17 protein-coding genes and 1 tRNA gene are annotated in these 18,313 nt (G+C 43.4%); 11 read left to right on the top strand and 7 right to left on the bottom strand.

Annotated elements, in window-relative coordinates; translation table 11 throughout:
* Both NRF22_RS03335 and NRF22_RS03330 read left to right on the top strand, forming a co-directional pair.
* Window positions 1-444 carry a hypothetical protein gene (locus NRF22_RS03335; RefSeq protein ID WP_263779246.1) on the top strand — a complete coding sequence of 148 codons (444 nt, stop codon included), beginning with the start codon at window positions 1-3 and terminating at the stop codon, window positions 442-444.
* Between the two features lie 2 nt (window positions 445-446).
* On the top strand, window positions 447-929 hold the full coding sequence (locus NRF22_RS03330; RefSeq protein ID WP_263779245.1) for a SprT family protein: 483 nt from the start codon (window positions 447-449) through the stop codon (window positions 927-929).
* Window positions 930-970: 41 nt separating this feature from the next.
* Here NRF22_RS03330 and hpf read toward each other — a convergent pair whose 3' ends face one another.
* A complete protein-coding gene (gene hpf / locus NRF22_RS03325) occupies window positions 971-1,543 on the bottom strand; it encodes a ribosome hibernation-promoting factor, HPF/YfiA family (RefSeq protein ID WP_263779244.1) in 573 nt (190 codons plus the stop codon).
* 184 nt (window positions 1,544-1,727) lie between these two features.
* On the opposite strand from hpf, the gene NRF22_RS03320 reads away from it, so the two are divergent.
* Window positions 1,728-1,811, top strand: a tRNA-Leu gene (locus NRF22_RS03320).
* A gap of 471 nt (window positions 1,812-2,282) precedes the next feature.
* Here the strand turns inward: NRF22_RS03320 and NRF22_RS03315 are convergent.
* Window positions 2,283-2,480 (bottom strand): helix-turn-helix transcriptional regulator, encoded by a 198-nt coding sequence (locus NRF22_RS03315; protein ID WP_412178712.1) that lies wholly within the window; start codon window positions 2,478-2,480, stop codon window positions 2,283-2,285.
* 629 nt (window positions 2,481-3,109) lie between these two features.
* On the opposite strand from NRF22_RS03315, the gene NRF22_RS03310 reads away from it, so the two are divergent.
* Window positions 3,110-4,774: a peptide ABC transporter substrate-binding protein gene (locus NRF22_RS03310; protein WP_263779243.1), complete on the top strand. Its 1,665-nt coding sequence runs from the start codon at window positions 3,110-3,112 to the stop codon at window positions 4,772-4,774.
* A 44-nt stretch (window positions 4,775-4,818) separates the two neighbouring features.
* Entirely contained in the window at window positions 4,819-6,333 is a 1,515-nt protein-coding gene (locus NRF22_RS03305; RefSeq protein WP_263779242.1) for an amidase family protein, read from the top strand.
* Between the two features lie 4 nt (window positions 6,334-6,337).
* Here NRF22_RS03305 and pnuC read toward each other — a convergent pair whose 3' ends face one another.
* The 4 genes from pnuC to NRF22_RS03285 form a co-directional block, all read right to left on the bottom strand.
* On the bottom strand, window positions 6,338-7,072 hold the full coding sequence (gene pnuC, locus NRF22_RS03300) for a nicotinamide riboside transporter PnuC (protein ID WP_263779241.1): 735 nt from the start codon (window positions 7,070-7,072) through the stop codon (window positions 6,338-6,340).
* 434 nt (window positions 7,073-7,506) lie between these two features.
* Complete coding sequence (gene cysE, locus NRF22_RS03295) at window positions 7,507-8,019, bottom strand: serine O-acetyltransferase (RefSeq protein WP_412178711.1); 513 nt, start codon at window positions 8,017-8,019, stop codon at window positions 7,507-7,509.
* A gap of 32 nt (window positions 8,020-8,051) precedes the next feature.
* Window positions 8,052-9,191 (bottom strand): trans-sulfuration enzyme family protein, encoded by a 1,140-nt coding sequence (locus NRF22_RS03290; RefSeq protein WP_263779240.1) that lies wholly within the window; start codon window positions 9,189-9,191, stop codon window positions 8,052-8,054.
* 25 nt (window positions 9,192-9,216) lie between these two features.
* The gene (locus NRF22_RS03285) at window positions 9,217-10,128 is read right to left on the bottom strand and encodes a PLP-dependent cysteine synthase family protein (RefSeq protein WP_263779239.1); all 912 of its coding nucleotides are present in this window, start codon (window positions 10,126-10,128) and stop codon (window positions 9,217-9,219) included.
* 62 nt (window positions 10,129-10,190) lie between these two features.
* On the opposite strand from NRF22_RS03285, the gene NRF22_RS03280 reads away from it, so the two are divergent.
* The 3 genes from NRF22_RS03280 to NRF22_RS03270 all read left to right on the top strand — a co-directional run bounded on the left by NRF22_RS03280 (window position 10,191) and on the right by NRF22_RS03270 (window position 13,597).
* On the top strand, window positions 10,191-10,352 hold the full coding sequence (locus NRF22_RS03280) for a hypothetical protein (protein WP_007745992.1): 162 nt from the start codon (window positions 10,191-10,193) through the stop codon (window positions 10,350-10,352).
* A 72-nt stretch (window positions 10,353-10,424) separates the two neighbouring features.
* Window positions 10,425-11,606 (top strand): serine hydrolase domain-containing protein, encoded by a 1,182-nt coding sequence (locus tag NRF22_RS03275; RefSeq protein ID WP_263779238.1) that lies wholly within the window; start codon window positions 10,425-10,427, stop codon window positions 11,604-11,606.
* Between the two features lie 230 nt (window positions 11,607-11,836).
* Window positions 11,837-13,597, top strand: a complete 1,761-nt coding sequence (locus NRF22_RS03270; RefSeq protein WP_263779237.1) for a thiamine pyrophosphate-binding protein — start codon at window positions 11,837-11,839, stop codon at window positions 13,595-13,597.
* 78 nt (window positions 13,598-13,675) lie between these two features.
* On the opposite strand, the gene NRF22_RS03265 is transcribed toward NRF22_RS03270, so the two are convergent.
* Window positions 13,676-14,605, bottom strand: coding sequence for an L-lactate dehydrogenase (locus tag NRF22_RS03265; RefSeq protein ID WP_263779236.1), 930 nt, complete (start codon window positions 14,603-14,605; stop codon window positions 13,676-13,678).
* A gap of 234 nt (window positions 14,606-14,839) precedes the next feature.
* On the opposite strand from NRF22_RS03265, the gene NRF22_RS03260 reads away from it, so the two are divergent.
* From NRF22_RS03260 to NRF22_RS03250, 3 genes are all read left to right on the top strand, one after another.
* Window positions 14,840-16,201, top strand: a complete 1,362-nt coding sequence (locus NRF22_RS03260; protein ID WP_263779234.1) for an FAD-dependent oxidoreductase — start codon at window positions 14,840-14,842, stop codon at window positions 16,199-16,201.
* A 76-nt stretch (window positions 16,202-16,277) separates the two neighbouring features.
* Entirely contained in the window at window positions 16,278-17,579 is a 1,302-nt protein-coding gene (locus NRF22_RS03255) for a DEAD/DEAH box helicase (RefSeq protein WP_412178715.1), read from the top strand.
* A complete protein-coding gene (locus tag NRF22_RS03250) occupies window positions 17,569-18,252 on the top strand; it encodes a ComF family protein (protein ID WP_263779232.1) in 684 nt (227 codons plus the stop codon). The genes NRF22_RS03255 and NRF22_RS03250 overlap by 11 nt, the downstream gene beginning before the upstream one ends.
* The last annotated feature ends 61 nt before the right edge of the window (window positions 18,253-18,313 follow it).

Genomic DNA, 18,313 nt, shown 5'->3' with positions numbered 1-18,313 from the left:
ATGAAACCAGTTAAAACACAACAATTTGCCTATCAGTTACAAGAGTTTTTAAACCGGGTCGATCAGATTAACGAAAAAGTTAATCCGTCTTATATTAAATTGAAAGCCGCTTTGGACGATCATAAATTGGCTGAGATGCCTGATGCTGATTTTAAAGAAATTGCGGCTGATTTTTATGATGCGAGTGAAGCCTATGAAAAAGAGGCTCTCGTTTTAGAGAACCTGCAGGTTCCGGTTCAGTTATTGGGTATGAAAACAAATCTCGTCGGTTATTTTCATGATTATGTTCTTTCGACACAAGAAATGGCTGAGTCTTTGGATCCGGACAAACAGCAAGTGGCTATGGCCGAGTTTTCAAAATCAGAAGAAGACCAAGAACATTTTATGGCCAAGATCAATCACACGATGACTCGAATTTTGACGGCTCCGGGACTTAGGCGTTAATTTTGACAGAAATTAATCAGATAGACTTGCAGGCGCTCGTAGAGCGCCTTTCGCTTACATATTTTAAAATGCCATTTCAGCATCAAGTACGTTTCAATTCCCGATTGCGTTCGACGGGTGGGCGAGTCGTGTTTCCAAGACGCGGATCGCGTATTTTAGAAGCAGAGATTTACATGGAAGTTAATCCAAAATTATCTAATGAACAGCTTCCCGGCATCATTAAACATGAACTGGCACATTACATGATTTATCTCCAGAAGGGCCTGCATCATGAAAATGACCGTGATTTTCAGCGTTTATTAGTCAAAGTCGCGGCGCCAAAATACTCGCCCTTGGTGTCTGTACATAAATCAGCCTATTTGTATCGCTGCCAGGGCACACAGCATCATGAATTCAAGCGCAGCCGTAAAGTCGATATCAGACGTATGCGTTGCGGAATTGACGGCAGCCGCCTCATGCTAGTTTCCGAATATCATGCTAAATAAAAACCAGCCCTGGGGCTGGTTTTTGTATCTATATTACTTGATTACTTAGAACTTTCGACGTTTTCTGTCTCAATCAAACCATACTTGCCGTCATCTCTTTTATAGATGATATCAAGCTGATTTGTATCGGCATTTAAGAAGAGGAAGAAGTCGTGATCCAGCATTTCCATCTGGAGGGCTGCTTCTTCAAGATCCATCGGCTTCAGCGACAAAGTCTTGCGGCGGATAACTTCCAGCTTCCTATCCTCAGCTTCTTCAGGAACCAAAGGATCTACCTGCTCATTGAAGTCGATGCCCTTGAAACCTTTTTCTCGAGATTTACGATTGACTCTCGTTTTGAACTTACGAATTTGACGCAGCAGTTTGGCAGAAACTAAGTCGACAGCACTATAAAAATCACTTTGTGTCTCCTCGGCACGCAGGGTCAAGAAAGGCAGCGGCATGGTAACTTCGACTTTAAAAGTCTTTTCGTTGTATTTACGCAGATTGACGTGCGCAATCGGATTATTGTTGGCATCAATGTAGTTATTCAGTTTTTCCAAACGCATCTTGATATAGTTCTCAATTGCTTCTGTTGTGCTAATATTCTCACCACGAATTTGATAATCAATCATAATTTTCCTCCTACCTAAATTTTAAACTAGTCTAACACTCAATTTGTCTTTTTGGACGAAAATTAATTGGAAACGTTTTCTGAAACGGTTTTTAGCTTAACTTTGGCGGGATTTCAAGAGAATTTTCTTTAAATTCGTCTTTTCCAAGCAGTTCGTGTCTTTTTCAGGTATAATATTTTTGTTCGCGGACGTGGCGGAATTGGCAGACGCGCAGGATTAAGGATCCTGTGGTAGAAATACCGTATGAGTTCGACTCTCATCGCCCGCATTTGAGCATTATATTGGTTAAGGCTGATATGGTGCTTTTTTGTTCCTAAATGCCTTACATACCAGCGTTTAACGGATGTTGCAAACAACTTCTAAGTTCGGTAGTTTTTCTGTAAAAACTTTGTACACTTTGCACGTTTCTTTGCACGTTTTGATTTAAAATATTTTCATTGTTTTTGTTTCTTCAGTGTCCTTTTTTTCTTTTAACAAATGTGAATATGCTTATTCGGTAATTGATAAATTAGCACGGCCTAGGCTATGATTAAACATAGCCTAGTAGCCTTGAAGAGCAGGTAAACCTTAGTATGAAAAACGGTTGACCTAATTTCCAACTTTTTGCAAATAATCTTTAATACTTCGTTGATTATGTTAGATGTTGGGTCAAATCAACGATTCCATTATACTGATAGGCTATTGCCCGAGACTTTCTTCTCTTATTCCGAACATATCTCGGCCACTAAGCATTCGTTACTTAATCCTGATCCTGATAAAATAATGAATCCACAGTGGTATCAAAAACATTAGCCAATTTGAAAGCTAATTCCAGTGAAGGGGAATATTTTTGTTTTTCAAGTGCATTTATGGTTTGTCTAGAAACACCGCATAAAGTCGCCAGCTTTTGTTGTGACCATTTTTTTAATACGCGATGCTCATATATCTTATTTTTCAAAATTACAAATATTTCCTTTTATTGATGATATAGCCGATCACGTACAGGAACAAACTGATTAGAATGTAAAATATTGGATCCCATTTTGAGGAGTTGACAAATTTTGGATTAAAAAGAGCATCAAAAAGTGCAAAAACCAGTATTAACATAAGACCGGACCATGAAAAGATAACCGCCCTAGATCTAATTAGGAATTTTAGTTCCTCAACCTTACTTTGACTGATTGGTTTTTTGCCCATTAAGAACGACAACAGAATAACTGCCGAAGTACCAATTATAATCTCTATGAACCAATGACTTATTTCTCCTATTAACCAGCCGCTAAAAATATTCATCACTATTAAACCACCTTTATGTAAAACAAATTTTACTTATTGTAAAATATTTTTTACATTAAATCAAGAATTATTTTTGCATCGGTCCTTAATGCCGGACTCTTTTCATTTTATGGTTTAGCTGCGAGAAGTCGAGCGTTTGGGACTGTCTCTAGCGATGTATGTATTTGCATAGTTTCTAGTTCTTATGTAGGAATAGCTTGATTTTTCAATCAAGCGGTGCCTATAATGACACAATTTTATTTTTTCGATGACAACAGATTCGTGATTACGAATCCAAGGGGACGAGTTGTTATGATAAAGAAAAAGAAACGTGTTAGTCAGAAGAAGATTTTAATTATTGTTTTAAGTCTTGTGATTATTATTATGGCCGTTTTAGGAATTGATCATTTTCGCGTAACTAAAACCAATCGTTCAAATGTTTTAAGAGAAATAATGCCCACAGATTTGACCACTCAAGACTTATCATTAATGGATGATGTTTACGCTTGGGTTGTTGCAGGCAATTCCCAAGAAGGCTTGCTTTCACGTACGGCCAAAGGATCAATGGCTGCCGGTTTAGCAAAGAACTGGTCACATTCAAAAGATGGTTTAACATGGACTTTTCATTTGCGTAAGGGATTGAAGTGGTCCAATGGCGATTCATTGACAGCCGCGGATTTTGTCTACGCTTGGCGCCGCACAGTTAACCCGAAAACTGCGAGTCAGTATGCTTATGTTTATTCAGGCATTAAGAATGCCGATCAGATTAATTCTGGAAAAAACAAGGATTTGGCCTCACTTGGAATTAAAGCTATTGATCAGACAACTTTGGTTGTGACACTTGCTCACCCGATGCCACAATTTGAAAATTTGATGGCACTACCTGTTTTCTTTGCACAAGATAAAAAATTCGAGGCGCCTTTAGGCAAAAAAGTCGGCACTAGTTCAGCAAATCAGGTTTATGATGGTCCGTATAAATTTGTCGGTTGGAATGGCACTAATAAAAAATTCAGGTTGGTTCCTAACCCACATTATTGGAACCCAAAGGCTCTCAAAAATAGTGGGGTCGACTTTCAAGTCATTACCGATCCTACTGCTTCTTTAGCTGTCTTTAATAAGGGGCAATTAGATCAAACTAATTTAACTACGCCCGAACAGATTAAAAAATATCAGTCGTCCAAGGACTTTAAAGTCTACAACAATTGTCGATCTGATTTTATTGAATATAATCAAACCGGGCAAGTTCCGGCGCTTAATAATGTGAAGATTCGTCAGGCTTTAAATCTAGCGACTGACCGTCGTGCGATTGTTCAAGAGACCTCTGATAATCTGAACACTGTCGCTACTGGCTTAACACCGGTTGGCTTGGCTAAAACTCCCAGTGGCGGAGATTTTGCTAAGGCTGCAGCTAAAAAAACAGATTATGTTTACAATATGGCCAAAGCGAAGAAACTTTTTGCTCAAGGCTTGAAAGAGGCGGGCTTAAGTAAATTAACTTTATCTGTTGAGGGACGTTCTGATGCTGCGGCATCCAAATTAATTTTGGACACCTTGCAGCAGTCTTGGCAGGAACTCCCAGGCTTAACTATTCGAGAAAATTTAGTTCCTTTGAAACAGTGGCTGCAGGATCTATCTAATCAAAATTTTCAAGTCAGTTTGTCGGATTGGACAGGAGATTATGATGAGCCATTGACATTTTTAAACATGTTTATGTCAACAAGTCCTAGTAATGACGGCCGGTATGCCAGCAAGGTCTTTAACCGGTTGATCGCTAATGCGAGCGACAAACATGCCTTGGACGATCAAGCGCGTACCAATGACGAAATTGATGCCGAACAGACACTCTATAAAGATGCAGCAATTAATCCGATTGACTGGACGAGTTCTGCTGTTTTGGCCAATCCTAAAATCAAAGGTGTCCAGTATTTCACCTCTGGCGTTGTTTATTATTACGCTAAGGCCTATTTTATAAAATAAGGGATGTGTGCTAGCAAAAAAGACCGTGAGAGGCGGCAAAAAGATTGTTTACAAAGTCAGCATTTTTTGAACAAATTAAGAGTTATGGCCTGAGCCGGCATGAAAAAGAAATGTACTGGCGATTGCTCGATGGGTCCTTTTTGAATTCTTTTAAAGCTGTATCGAGCCTTGACGATCTGCCGCCGATGCCGCCTCAGAAGCGTTATGCAAGAAGCTATGAAGTGCGGCCTTTTGAAAAAAGCGACCCATTTAATGCTTGGACTGTGAAGACTCATATTGATCATGCTGTGTCCGGTAGTTTAGTCAATAAAAAAATTGCCGTCAAAGATAATATTGCGATCGCTAATGTGCCAATGTCGATCGGTACTGATTTAATGGCCAGTTTTAAACCAAAAGAAGATGCCACGGTGATTATGCGGCTTTTGGATCATGGTGCACAGATTATAGGGAAAGCCGTCAGCGAAAGTCTTTTTAGTGCGGGAAACAGCTATACCGCTGATAGTGGGCCAGTACAGAATCCTAAAGCTATTGGTTATTCTGCTGGTGGTTCTTCAAGCGGTTCGGCCGCTTTGGTAGCCAGCCATGAAGTTGATGCAGCCTTAGGCTGTGATCAGACGGGGTCAATTCGGATTCCCAGCGCCCTTTGTGGTATTTACGGTTTCAAGCCTAGCCGTGGGCTTGTTCCTTATACGGGCATTGTTTCTGTTGATCAATTGCTCGATTCAGTCGGTCCAATGGCTAATACAGTCGGCGATCTTGCCTTGGTTCTCGATGCTATTGCCGGACGCGATGGACTGGACGCTACACAGGCTCAGTCCTTGGAAGCTGGCAACTTCCATTTTTTTCAGTCTTTATCGGCTAATATCGCCGGCAAACGGCTTGGACTGCTTCAGCAAGGATTTGCGATTGATCATGTCTCGGACCCTGAAGTGGACAAAACCGTTCGTATAAATATTGATTGTTTTAAAAAAGCTGGCGTATCGATCAGCCAGTCTTCTTTGCCTGAATTTGATTTAGGAAATACGATTGCCGATGTTATAAACACCATTGGGACTTCTCGGCAGCTGATACAGTTTGGCGGAGATAGTACTAGTTCAGCGACTTATTATCCTGCCGATATCAGTGAAGCGATCAAAAATCGAATTAACACGTCAAATTTTCATAAACTTGCGCCAATCGTTCAGGGGATCTTATATAGCGGGCAACTGGCAGATTCTAGCGAGATTAATTATTATGGGCGGGCACGTAATTTGATGCCTGCGGTGACTGCAGCCTTTGAAAAAGCCTTTGAAGCAGTTGACATACTTGCTTTACCGACAGTGCCATTTATGGCGGATAAGCTGCCGGAAAATCCCGCTAGTTTGAATAATTTATTTATGAACAGATCGGGTGTCGGCATTAATTGCGGTGTTTTTAATTTAATTGGTTATCCAGCAATTAACATTCCTTGCCAAGTCACCTCTCTGCCTAGGCCCGTCGGCATGATGCTGGTGGCACCTTTTAGGCAGGACCAGCTGCTTTTGGACTTTGCCAATACCTATGAAAAATTGACAGCATAACGTTTCATGCTTTTTCAGTACCACCTTCGTTATCAGCTTCGCCACTGCCCCAGACTTTAATCGCGTAAACACTGTTAAACAGCAGTGCAGCCTGTAAGGCGACCTGTGAAAGGTTTGCACCGAGATTGCCGATACTGCTGGCGCCTGTGGCAACTTGGATCGAGAGAATTGACCAATAGATAATGTTGGCAAAATTAACGACGATCCAAAGAGACCAGTTTTCTTTGTATTTTAAGATATACAGGGTCTGGGCAATAATGCTGACGACAAAATTAATACTGTCCAGATAGGGGAGTTGGCCGTGTAGCAGTGACAAAATCCACCAGCCGATGGCCCAAGCGACAAAAGCACCAAGGAAAACGCCGTTTCTCACATTCTTGGAAAATGCATGCGTCGCTTCATCGTGGCCCCACATAAACCAGCCGATCGGCTGTGAGACAACGTATACAATATCCATGGCAAATGACCCGTATGCGTGGCTGATCCAAGCCACATAAGTCATCGCCAGACACTGGATCAGACCGAAAATAAAATTGATTTTGCGGCCTTTCATGCCGTAGATCAAGCAGAGTACGCCGGCAACACCTGAAATCATGCCGATGATTGAATCAGGTGCAATGGCGTAGACGACAAATTGCAATAAAATAAGACAGCTGATATAAATAACTTCAAATTTTTTCCAGTTTGCAAAGAGCTGAATGTAGAGCCAATTGAAGATTCCTTTGGATTCTGTGGACATAGTCGCGACCTCTTTTCGCAGTTAAAATAAAGCACTTGCACTTTGGATGAGTATTAAAAATAAAAAATACTTTATTTCAGCAATAGATTATCATGTATCTGCGAGAATAACAACATTTTGTTGCCGAGAGGTAAGGTCTCAAATGAAAACGCTTCCTTTTATCGAGAAAAGGTGTTATGATCTAATCAGGGTACAGCGAGATCATAAAACGGTAATTAGATTTACCAGCAAGTTTGATGCACGTGCGAATTGGATCTCCAGTGACCCGATCAGCGATATTATCAGCTTACCAACAGTATGAGCCGCCAGGTTTGATTCCTGGGACCAACAGCTATTGGCAGGTATACAGCGAGAAGCGTTCGGGTGATGCTGAATTAATCACGTCTGTTGATAATATCGTTTTTTGTTGTCCAGAAGTTTAACAAACCGTTTTTCTATTTTAGAGAAACGGTTTTAATATTTGCTTTTTTATTGATAATCCGTCCCGGATTGCCGACAACTGTCGCACCATCCGGCACATCATTTAAGACAACTGTGCCAGCGCCTACTTTAGCTCTTTGGCCAATTACGACTGGACCGAGAATTTGTGCACCGGCACCGATGAAAACGCCGTCCTCGATTTTTGGATGGCGTCGTCCGTCTGTGGCCTTGCGTGATCCTAGTGTGACGTTATGCAAAATGGTTACTTGGTTGCCGATGATCGTCGTTTCACCTATCACGACCCCATTTCCATGATCGATAAACAAAAATTTGCCAATCGAGGCGCCTGGATGAATGTCCACGCCTGTGGCACGTTTGCCCCAATGCGCGATGATCACTGCCAGCAAATAATGCCGGCGGCGATAGAGGAAATTGGCCAGCTGGTGATAGGCCAGCGCATGAAAACCAGGATAAGTTAAAAGTACTTCCCAGATACTGTGTGCGGCCGGATCACGCTTTTGGATCATGCCAGCCGCTTCAATTATATTTTTCAGGTGGCTCAAATTTGGTCAAAAGCTCCTTTTAAATCATTCAGCAGATCATCAATATCTTCTAAGCCGACTGATAAACGAACCAGTTCGTCTTGAATGCCATTTTGAATGCGGATTTCACGGGGGATGGCCGCGTGAGTCATGACAGCTGGTACCTCGATCAGGCTTTCGATACCACCAAGGCTTTCAGCCAGATCGATAATTTTTAAGCTCTCGACAAATTTTTGAGTGTCGAGGCTTTTGTTAAGTTCAAAAGAAATCATGGCGCCAAAACCAGTCATTTGTTTTTTAGCAATGTCATAGCCGGCTGAATCTGGATCGCCGGGATAATAGACTTTAGCTACTTTTGCATTGCTTTTTAGGTAAGTGAATATCGTCCGAGCATTTTCTTCATGTGCCCGCATGCGGACGCCTAAAGTCTTGATACCGCGCTGCAATAGCCAGCTATCGTCCGGGCTCAGCACAGCACCGATTGAGTTCTGCAAAAAGGCCAGCTGCTTGGCAATTTGTTCGTCATTTGTAATTGCTAATCCAGCAATCAAATCGCTGTGGCCGCCCAGATATTTCGTGGCACTATGGACGACAATATCTGCACCTAATGCCAAAGGCTGTTGATTATAAGGCGTGGCAAAGGTGTTGTCGACAATCGTTTTCAGGCCATGAGCTTTGGCGATTTGGGCAAGAGCCTTGATATCACTGATATTTAACAGGGGATTAGTCGGTGTTTCTAAATAAATCGCTTTGGTATTGGGCTGGATTGCATCAGTAACAGCAGTCAAGTCACGCGTGTCAACAACTGTGAAAAGCAGTCCGAAGCGTTTTAAAACCTGATTAATCAAGCGAAAAGTGCCGCCATAAACATCATTTCCGACAATGATATGGTCACCGGACGAAAAGAGCGAGAAAACCGTATGGATAGCGACTGACCCGGAGGCAAAGGCAAAAGCAGCTGTGCCGCCTTCGATTTGTGCGGCCAATGATTCAAGTGCAGCGCGTGTTGGATTGCCGCTGCGGCCGTATTCCCATTTAGGGCCAGCACTTAGCGCGTGTTGGTGAAAAGTCGAAGCACGATAGATTGGGATTGAAACGGCACCCGTCTGGGGATCTTCGCTGCTGCCGCCATGGATAAGTTTTGTATTAAAGTTCATAAGTCATTCTCCTAAAAATAAGCATTTAATCGTAAATGTGTTTGCTGAGGTAACGCTCGCTTGAATCCGGAAAAACAGTCACGATCGTTGATTTTTCCGGTAAGTCCTCGGCTAACTGCAGACTGGCTGCCAAGGCTGCTCCGCTAGAACTGCCGGCAAACAGGCCCATGTTTTTTGCCAGCCAATCGACATATTGAAAGGCTGTATCGTCAGAAATTGTCTTGACTTGGTCAACATGGATCTGTTTGAAAAAAGGCGGAACAAATTCAACGCCAATGCCTTCGATCCGGTGGGGATGCTCGGGTCCGCCGTTTAAAATCGAGCCTTCGGGTTCGACTGTGACAGCTTTCATGGCCGGATATTTTTCGTGCAGTGCCCGTGTTGTACCGACAAAAGTGCCGCCACTGCCAGATCCGGCGACAAAGGCATCAATTTGCTGATTACCCAGGTCTTGAATAATTTCCGGCCCCAAAGTCCGGTAATAAACGTCTGGATTGGCTGGATTTTGAAATTGCAGCGGCACATAAGAATTCGCAATTTGCTCATGCAAAGCCTGAGCTTTTTTTATGGCGCCCGTAATCCCTTGTTCTGCGGGTGTATTAATGACTTGGGCGCCTAAGGCCCGCATCAGTACCTGTTTTTCAAAACTGAATTTTTCCGGCACGACTAATTTAACCGGCAGCCGGTACTGCTGAGCGGCTAAAGCGATGCCGATGCCTGTATTTCCGGCCGTGGGTTCAATAATCATTGTGTTTTCTTTGATAGCACCAATTGCTCTGCCGTGCTGGATGAGGGCCATGCCTAAACGGTCTTTGACGCTGCCGCCGGGATTGAACATTTCTAATTTGGCGTAAATTCGGCTGTGTTTCGGCACCTGGATATTGATCTTTAAAAGTGGTGTCCGGCCGATTAATTGGTACACATTATCTACTAGCATTTTTAGCTCCTACTAAATTTCTTCAAAATAAAAGGCGCAGATTCTTTTTCGGAATTTGCGTCTTGATAACTGATTCTTTGATTATTTTATTGGCTAAAAGTTATAAACAACAATTTTCAGGACAACAAGAAACAACGAATCGCTCAAGACGCGATCCGCAGCAGCAGCTGACCATGGATAAAGTTGTTTTGTTAGATAATAACATGCTGGTTAATTTCACTTGACATCTTATCGGAATGATGAGGGCTTGTCAATAGGGTTCACTGCCGTCAAAAAGTTTTGTTAAGATACTCAATGTGTTTGTTAATCCGAAAACAACTAGGTCTCAGCGTTCAATGATGCATGTTTCCTTATCTGAATTAACGTCTGTATTTTTTAGCCTGCTGCTTTCTTTTGCATCTTGCTATGTCATGACCGGAAAGGCTGCCAGAACCGTTTTTGCCAGCCAGCCGCGAAATTCGTTTAGCCAAACGACCGTCAAGGGGAGCAGCGGGCTTTACGAAGAACAGCTGGCTGCGATTCAACAATTGGTTCAATCACAGCATATGCAAGGAGAATTATTGGTGAGCAATCATGGGCGGTCCGGCCTGCAGTCAATGGCTTTTGGCCAGGCTGATAATCTTGCTAAGACACCGAATAGTTTAGACGGCCTGTTCCCAATTGCTTCTTTGCAAAAAGCTGTAACAGCTTTGATTGTTGGCCGTCTAATAGACCAAGGCAGGCTCAATCTCAAAGACAGGCTAAGCGATTTTTATCCCTCGATTCCTTTTTCTAGTCAGATCACGATTGAGATGCTTTTGGAACACAAATCTGGTATTTGGATGGGGGAAACGCGTCCAAACGCCCTTTTGACTGACGAAAGCCAGCAGATTGCGTTTTGCCTGAGCCGCCTTGTCTCGACAGGACGATTCTACTGGCATTATACGGATGCCAATTATATTCTGCTGGCTGGCATTATTGCACAGCGGACACAGCAAACATATTCTCAGAATGTGATTGAAGATTTGATTCGTCCTTTGCATCTGCAACATACTTTTTTCTGGAATCGGTTGCCTGCCAATACAGCTTTGGTAAAACCGGCCGGTATCAGCAGTCAAGGACAGGCCGGCTGGCAGCGGTCGCGCGACTTGTTGTTGTCCAGTGATCTTGGGGCGGGCGATATGTATGCCAATGTTTTTGATTACTACAAAATATTGGACGCGATTCTGCAATCCAAACTGTTATCGCCTGAAACAACAGCCTTGCTGCTGCCGAATCGTTTTGTGAAGTATCGTGCCGGACTGTATTATGGTGCTTCTGGCCATTTTTATGCGCATGGTGCTGACAATGGCTTTTATTTGCTGGTTGATATTTCGCCAGACGCACAAAAACTCGCTATTTTCTTTATTAATCAAGGCAATTGGCAGCGCGCAAAGGTAATTAACCAACAAGTTTTCAACAACTTATCGACTGAATCTATTTATCGTTTGAAACGCTGAATTTTAGCCTTTTCAAAAATTTTTCTGTTACAAAGTGCACATTATTGACAGCGCTTACATATGAGCTATACTTTTCCATGTCATTGGAGATGTGTTTGAAAATAGCACAAGCTGTTTTCCTAGTTACCAATTTTTAAATACCTCGCATTGACCGCTTTGCCGTTCTAACTGACGGCTATCTGCTTTGAAATTGGCAGAATATGATAATTTTTTTTAATAAGGAGATAAGTATGACAAAAATGATTGCTGGCCAAGCACTGATCAAGACTTTGGAAGATTGGGGCGTAGACCACGTTTACGGTATTCCGGGCGGTTCGATTAACCATACGGTCGAGGGGCTCTTTCTCGAAAAAGCCAGTGTCAAGTATATTCAGGTACGCCATGAAGAAGTAGGTGCCATCGCGGCTTCGGCTGATGCTAAATATACAGGTAAAATTGGTGTTACGTTTGGTTCTGCCGGCCCTGGTGCAACGCATCTATTCAACGGCCTTTACGATGCCAAAATGGATCACGTGCCTTTGTTGGCTTTGGTTGGCCAAGTACCCCAAGCAACAATGAATACGAACTATTTCCAAGAATTCGATGAAGTACCCATGTTTAGCGATGTGGCCGTTTACAATCGGACAATCACGACCGCCGAACAGATTCCCTATGTGATTAATCAGGCGATTCGCGAGGCTTATCGGCAAAAGGGTGTTGCAGTCGTTGTGATTCCTGAAAATCTAGCTGAAGCCGAGATTGATTACGAGCCGGCCAAGACGCCGAAAGTGGTTGCCAATAATTTTTCTCAGACAGTCGATCCTAAAGCGATCACGGATACGCTTGCCATGATTAAAGCAGCCAAACACCCTCTGATTTATGCTGGCCGTGGTTTGCTGGGCGCACGAGATGTTTTGGAAAAGTTTTCTGAGCAATTCTCGATCCCGGTTATCAACACAGTTCCGGCTACAGGCGTCATTAGCACAGATCACCCTAATTCCATCGGTACTTTTGGCCGCTTGGGAAGCAAGTCTGGGTTTGAAGCCTTGCAGCACGCGGATTTAATCCTCTTTTTGGCATCCGAATTTCCATTCGCGCGTTTCTGGCCGAAAAATATTAAGATTATTCAAGTTAACAACAATCCCTTTGATATTGGTAAAACGGTTGATGTCGATTATGCCGTTATTTCCGATGCCAAAAGCTATCTGCAGGATTTGATTGCGACAGGTGAGACACTGCCTGAAGGCGTTTGGCTGAAAGTTAATCGCGAAAACCGGAAAAATTGGTTGACTTGGCTTGATGATCTCGCTGAAGATGACAGTCATGGCTTAAACCCGGAGACGGTAATGAAAAAAGTTGCTGAAATTTCCGGGCCGAAAGACACATTTGGCGTTGATACAGGAAATGTGTCTGAATGGGGTGTTCGCGGCGTTCCGATGAACCACGAGCAGCGTTTTGCCATTTCCGGCTTGTTTGCCACAATGGGATTTGGCCTGCCTGCTGGTCTTGCAGGGGCTTTGAGTGTGCCGGACAGCCAGGCCTGGTCATTTTCAGGGGATGGCGGTTTTGCAATGGTTGCCCCTGACTTGATCACAGAGGTTCGTTATCAGCTGCCTGTCATCAATGTGGTCTTTTCAAATCAGCGTTTTGGTTTTATTTACCATGAGCAGGTCCAGACCAAGCAGCATTTTTATGGTGTTGATTTGACTGATGCCGACTGGGCCAAGGTTGCTGAAGGTTTTGGCGCGATCGGTTTCACTGTTAAAACAATTGCTGATGTTGCAAAAACATTTGCTGAGATTCAAAAACTGCAGGCTTCCGGCAATGAAAAGCCGATCGTTGTTAACGCGGTCATTCAATCAGATGATCCAATTCCGACCGACTTTATGCCTCTAGATCCTGAACTTTATGATCAAAAAACGATTGATCAATATGCAACCGCCTTCCATATTGATCCGAAAAAGCAGCCTTCACTGGGCGCACTTCTTCGTGCACAAGGTGATACTTTATAAAATAGCGGCATCTTCATTGGGCCAAACAAAAACTGGTTAACGTTCTCACGAATCAAACGCTGACCGGTTTTTACTTGCTTATTTTGTGTTCATTGTTTCGTTATACTTCGACTTGATAAAGTTAGCAGAAACTTGCAGCTTGTCCAGCTCGTCTTGAGTCAGATCCAATTGAAGTTGAGCCACGATGCCATCGCGTCCAACGATTGCCGGGTAGGACAAATAAGATCCGTATTCAGCACGGTAGTTAGTGACCGGCAATTCTGTCAAAGCGTTACTCATGATGACAGAATAAAGCCTTGTGGCTGCACTGGCAATGCCATAATTCGTGTATTTCTTTCCACGAAAAACTGTAAAACCGCCATGTTTGGCTTCATCGTTAATAGCATCCAAATCCAAATGGCTTTTTTCAGCGATACCGAGGATCGGCTTGCCCAATACGCGGACAGTTGACCAAGCTGTGAATTGCGAGTTACCGTGTTCGCCTAAGTTATAGCCAACAACGGAACGTGGATCGATTTTCAGGCTTTTAGCAACAGACCGTTTCATGCGAGATGAATCCAACAGGGTACCAGTGCCGAGAACATGATTTTTCGGCAGTCCAGTGACTTGCTGATAAATAGACGTAATTACGTCAACAGGGTTGGTAATTGTGATAATTAAGCCCTTGAAACCGGAATTTTTGATTTCGTTAGCAACACCGATCACTTCTTGGCTGGTGAAAGGCAGCTCTGCAAAACGGTCGTCATTTTTGTTGTCTTGCAAACTGATTTTGCCCAATGACGAAATAATAATATCTGTATCCTCTAACTGGCTGTAATCGTTCACAAAAATATTTGTATGATATGGCAGATTTGCCATAGCATCTTCAAAATCCAGTGCATCTGCTTGGACTTTGGCTTCATTCGTATCAATCAAGACCAAATCATCAGCCAATCCGCCGGCAACGATCTGATGAGCGACCGTTGAACCGACATGACCAACGCCGATGATTGCAAGTTTACGTGACATATGACCTCCTAGTTAATTTTTTCACTTATTTTTATGTAAGTAGTATTAAACTAACACTTTTAATCGCTTGGTTAAAGGCTTTTTGGGAGTTTTTTCAAACTTGTGCTTTTAGCAGGCCGGAGTTAGAATGTTTGCGATTTCATTATGACTATGAGAAAATTGACCTGTGTTGGGAAAACGCACACAAACGAAGATATAACAAATCGTTAAGCGATTTTGTTGAGGAGCATCGCTATGAAAGTAATCGTAATTGGCAGTACGCATGCCGGAACGACAGTTGTTGAACAGATACTTGCAGATCACCCCGAAACAAAAGTAACTGTTTATGAGCGCCATGATAATGTGTCGTTTTTGTCTTGCGGCATTGCCTTATATTTGGGCGGTGAGATTAAAGATCCGCAAGGACTTTTTTATTCAAGCCCGGAAGCTTTGACTGAACTTGGTGCAGATATGAAACTGCGGCACGATGTCTTGGCTGTTGATAACAGTCAGCATACCGTCACAGTTAAAAACCTGCAGACCGGTGAAGTCTTTGAGGACCATTATGATAAATTGGTCGTTGCTACAGGCTCTTGGCCAATTGTGCCGCCAATTGACGGTATTGATCATCCAGATATTTATTTGTGCAAAAACTGGGAACATGCCCAAGTGCTCTGGGAAAAAGCTAAGGACGCTAAGAGAATCGTCGTGATCGGCGGCGGCTATATTGGGACTGAATTGGTCGAAGCCTTCAATAAGACCGGCCATGAAGTCACACTGATTGATGGCCTGCCAAGGATTTTAAATAAATATTTTGATTCCGAAATCACGGATCGTGTTGAAGAAGATTTCAAAGCACATGGCATTCGACTAGCGCTTGGCCAAATGGTGAAATCTTTTTCTGACAATGGCGAAGAAGTTGTTGTCGAAACAAATCAAGGTCGTTATGCAGCCGACATGGTGATTCTGTGTGTTGGCTTTCGACCAAATACCGCTTTGGTCAAAGGGCTGGTCGACATGAATCAAGACGGCTCGATTGTCACAAATGCCTACATGCAGACATCGGATCCCGACATTTATGCAGCCGGGGATGCTGCGGCTGTCCGCTATAATCCAAGCGGCCGCCAAGCCTATATTCCACTAGCAACTAATGCTGTTCGCCAAGGCATTCTGGCAGGCATTAATTTATTTGGCAACAGTAAAAAAGACATGGGTACTCAATCTACGTCGGGCCTGATGCTGTTTGATAAAACAATCGTATCTTCCGGCATGACTTGGGAATTGGCGTCAGCGCTGAACATTCCGGCCGCCTTTGTTGTCTTAGAGGATAATTATCGGCCAGAATTTATGCCGTCAACGACACCTGTCTTGATGGAATTAGTCTACAATCCGGAGAACCGGCGCATCCTAGGCGCACAGCTGATGAGTGATTATGACGTCTCACAGTCGGCTAACACGATCTCTGCGATGATTCAAAATCAGAATACGATCGATGATCTGGCTTTCCTCGATATGCTGTTCCAGCCACAATTCGACCGTCCTTTCCATTATTTGAATCTTTTAGGACAGGCAGCTGTTGCTGACGCCGACAAAAAGACACCTGTTGACATGACTTAATTTAAGATAAATCTTCCGAAACTGGGAGATTTTTTTGTCTACGGCGTTTTTTTGCGTACTAAAGATTGTGACAGATATTTCAGATTATTATGGCCGTTTATGTTTGAAATCGCGTTTTGATTCAGCAGAGGACGCTAAAATCCAAGTTCTACCGCCTTTTGATAAACAGGGACATTGTTATCGCTGCGGCCAAAAAAATCATGCTGATTTACCCAATGGCGAATTTTTCTGTACAGTTTGTCTGCAGATGGGTCGCAATAGCAGTTTGGCCTGTTTTCACTGGGCCCAAGAACCTGCAGCTGATGCCCGAAATGGTCAAAGCTGGCTGACTTGGCAGGGAACTTTAACGAATAAGCAGCAGCAGGTCGCTTCTGAAATTATTGAGTCAATTGATTCAGGGCAGGACAGGCTGGTCTGGGCGGTGACAGGCGCAGGCAAGACGGAAATGATCTTTCCGGCTATTAACCACGCTTTAAAACAAGGCAAACGAGTTGCCATGGTTTCCCCACGGATTGACGTGATTTTAGAACTGGCTCCGCGCCTGCGGTCTGCCTTTTCGGATTTGGATCTCCTGCTTTTATATGGTGATACACCCGAAAAATATCATTATACAAAGCTTGTTCTGGCGACAACTCATCAACTGCTAAAGTTCAAAGAAGCCTTTGATCTGCTGATTATAGACGAGGTTGATTCTTTTCCTTTTCGCGGCGACCCGATGCTGGCTTTTGCCGCTGAAAAAGCTAAAAAACATCAGTCCTCGACGGTTTATCTAACAGCGACACCGACTGCACAACTGATCAAAGATTATCGTCAACAGCGGCTGCCCGCTTCTTTTCTGCCTCTGCGTTTTCATGGCCACTTATTGCCAGTTTTAACTTTTACTCGGATCGGAGATTGGCACAAACAATTAACCAAGGGCCGGCTTCCCAAGAAATTAGTTGATCAAATTCTGCTTTACGCAGGCAGCGGCCAGCGTTTTCTATTGTTTTTGCCGCGGGTGAAAGATTTAGCACCGGTTTTAAAAGCGATTAGCAAGATTACTGATATTAAAGGCTTGGCCGTACATGCAGCCGACCCGCAACGCAAGGAAAAAGTGCAGCAGATGCGGGATAAAAGCGTGCAGTTTCTTGTCACAACGACGATTTTAGAACGCGGTGTGACTTTTCCTGGTATTGATGTGTTAATTCTTGGTGCTGATGATGAGATTTTTTCGACCAATGCAATTGTACAGATTGCCGGCCGTGTTGGGCGCAACAATGATCGCCCAACAGGCCTCGTGCTAGCTTTTATAGAAGAACAGACGCGTGCTTTGAAGGCAGCGGCTGCTCAGATTGTTTTCATGAATCGAAAAGGCCAGGCACAGCGCGATGGCCAGTAATCGTTGCCTGCTTTGCGGCGACACGTATCAGGCCAATAGCAGTTTTTCAGACTGGCTATTTGGAAACAGCGTGATTGACCCGCTATGTTCGCCATGTAAAAACCGCTGCCAATATGTTAAGGGATCAATTTGTCAAGACTGCGGCCGTCCCAATCAGGCTGAATTGTGCACTGATTGCCGGATTTGGCGGACAAAATACAATTTTGTTTTAACCAATCGCGCGCTTTTAAGTTACGACAGTTTTCTCAAAGATTTTATGCATCAATATAAGTTTGTTGGCGATTATCGCCTTCGAAGCGCGTTCTCTTCAGAACTCAAAGAGAAATTCGGCAAACAAATCTCACAATCAGAATTAGTCATACCGGTCCCGGTCAGCCGTCAAACGATGCGCGATCGCGGCTTCAATCAGGTGACGGGGCTGTTTTCATTTGCGGAAAAAAAGATGCGAAGCGATATCTTGTGCGTGGCCGATAAAGCACAGACTTCAAAACTAGGCCGTCGTGATCGTTTGAACAAAGACAATCTATTTTTCTTGAAAAGCAAAGACTGTGTTGGCCGTGAGATTGCCCTACTGGATGACGTTTACACAACAGGGACGACGCTGCATCAGGCTGCAGCTTGTTTATATGAAGCTGGCGCTAAGAAAATATCAACGATCAGCCTAGCGCGTTAGGATAATCAGCCAAGTCTTGTTATAATATTTATCAGTGAAATTGTGCCAATTTTTGGCAGGG

The organism is Oenococcus kitaharae (assembly GCF_025758695.1).
GTDB classification, from domain to species: domain Bacteria; phylum Bacillota; class Bacilli; order Lactobacillales; family Lactobacillaceae; genus Oenococcus; species Oenococcus kitaharae_A.
This window is presented reverse-complemented; position numbering and strand designations above follow the sequence as displayed.

Excerpts from the sequence above, each read along its gene's own strand:
- NRF22_RS03335 (WP_263779246.1), top strand. The coding sequence starts at position 1 with ATGAAACCAGTTAAAACACAACAATTTGCCTATCAGTTACAAGAGTTT.
- hpf (WP_263779244.1), bottom strand. The coding sequence starts at position 1,543 with ATGATTGATTATCAAATTCGTGGTGAGAATATTAGCACAACAGAAGCA.
- NRF22_RS03310 (WP_263779243.1), top strand. The coding sequence starts at position 3,110 with ATGATAAAGAAAAAGAAACGTGTTAGTCAGAAGAAGATTTTAATTATT.
- pnuC (WP_263779241.1), bottom strand. The coding sequence starts at position 7,072 with ATGTCCACAGAATCCAAAGGAATCTTCAATTGGCTCTACATTCAGCTC.
- cysE (WP_412178711.1), bottom strand. The coding sequence starts at position 8,019 with ATGATCCAAAAGCGTGATCCGGCCGCACACAGTATCTGGGAAGTACTT.
- NRF22_RS03290 (WP_263779240.1), bottom strand. The coding sequence starts at position 9,191 with ATGAACTTTAATACAAAACTTATCCATGGCGGCAGCAGCGAAGATCCC.
- NRF22_RS03285 (WP_263779239.1), bottom strand. The coding sequence starts at position 10,128 with ATGCTAGTAGATAATGTGTACCAATTAATCGGCCGGACACCACTTTTA.
- NRF22_RS03270 (WP_263779237.1), top strand. The coding sequence starts at position 11,837 with ATGACAAAAATGATTGCTGGCCAAGCACTGATCAAGACTTTGGAAGAT.
- NRF22_RS03265 (WP_263779236.1), bottom strand. The coding sequence starts at position 14,605 with ATGTCACGTAAACTTGCAATCATCGGCGTTGGTCATGTCGGTTCAACG.
- NRF22_RS03260 (WP_263779234.1), top strand. The coding sequence starts at position 14,840 with ATGAAAGTAATCGTAATTGGCAGTACGCATGCCGGAACGACAGTTGTT.
- NRF22_RS03250 (WP_263779232.1), top strand. The coding sequence starts at position 17,569 with ATGGCCAGTAATCGTTGCCTGCTTTGCGGCGACACGTATCAGGCCAAT.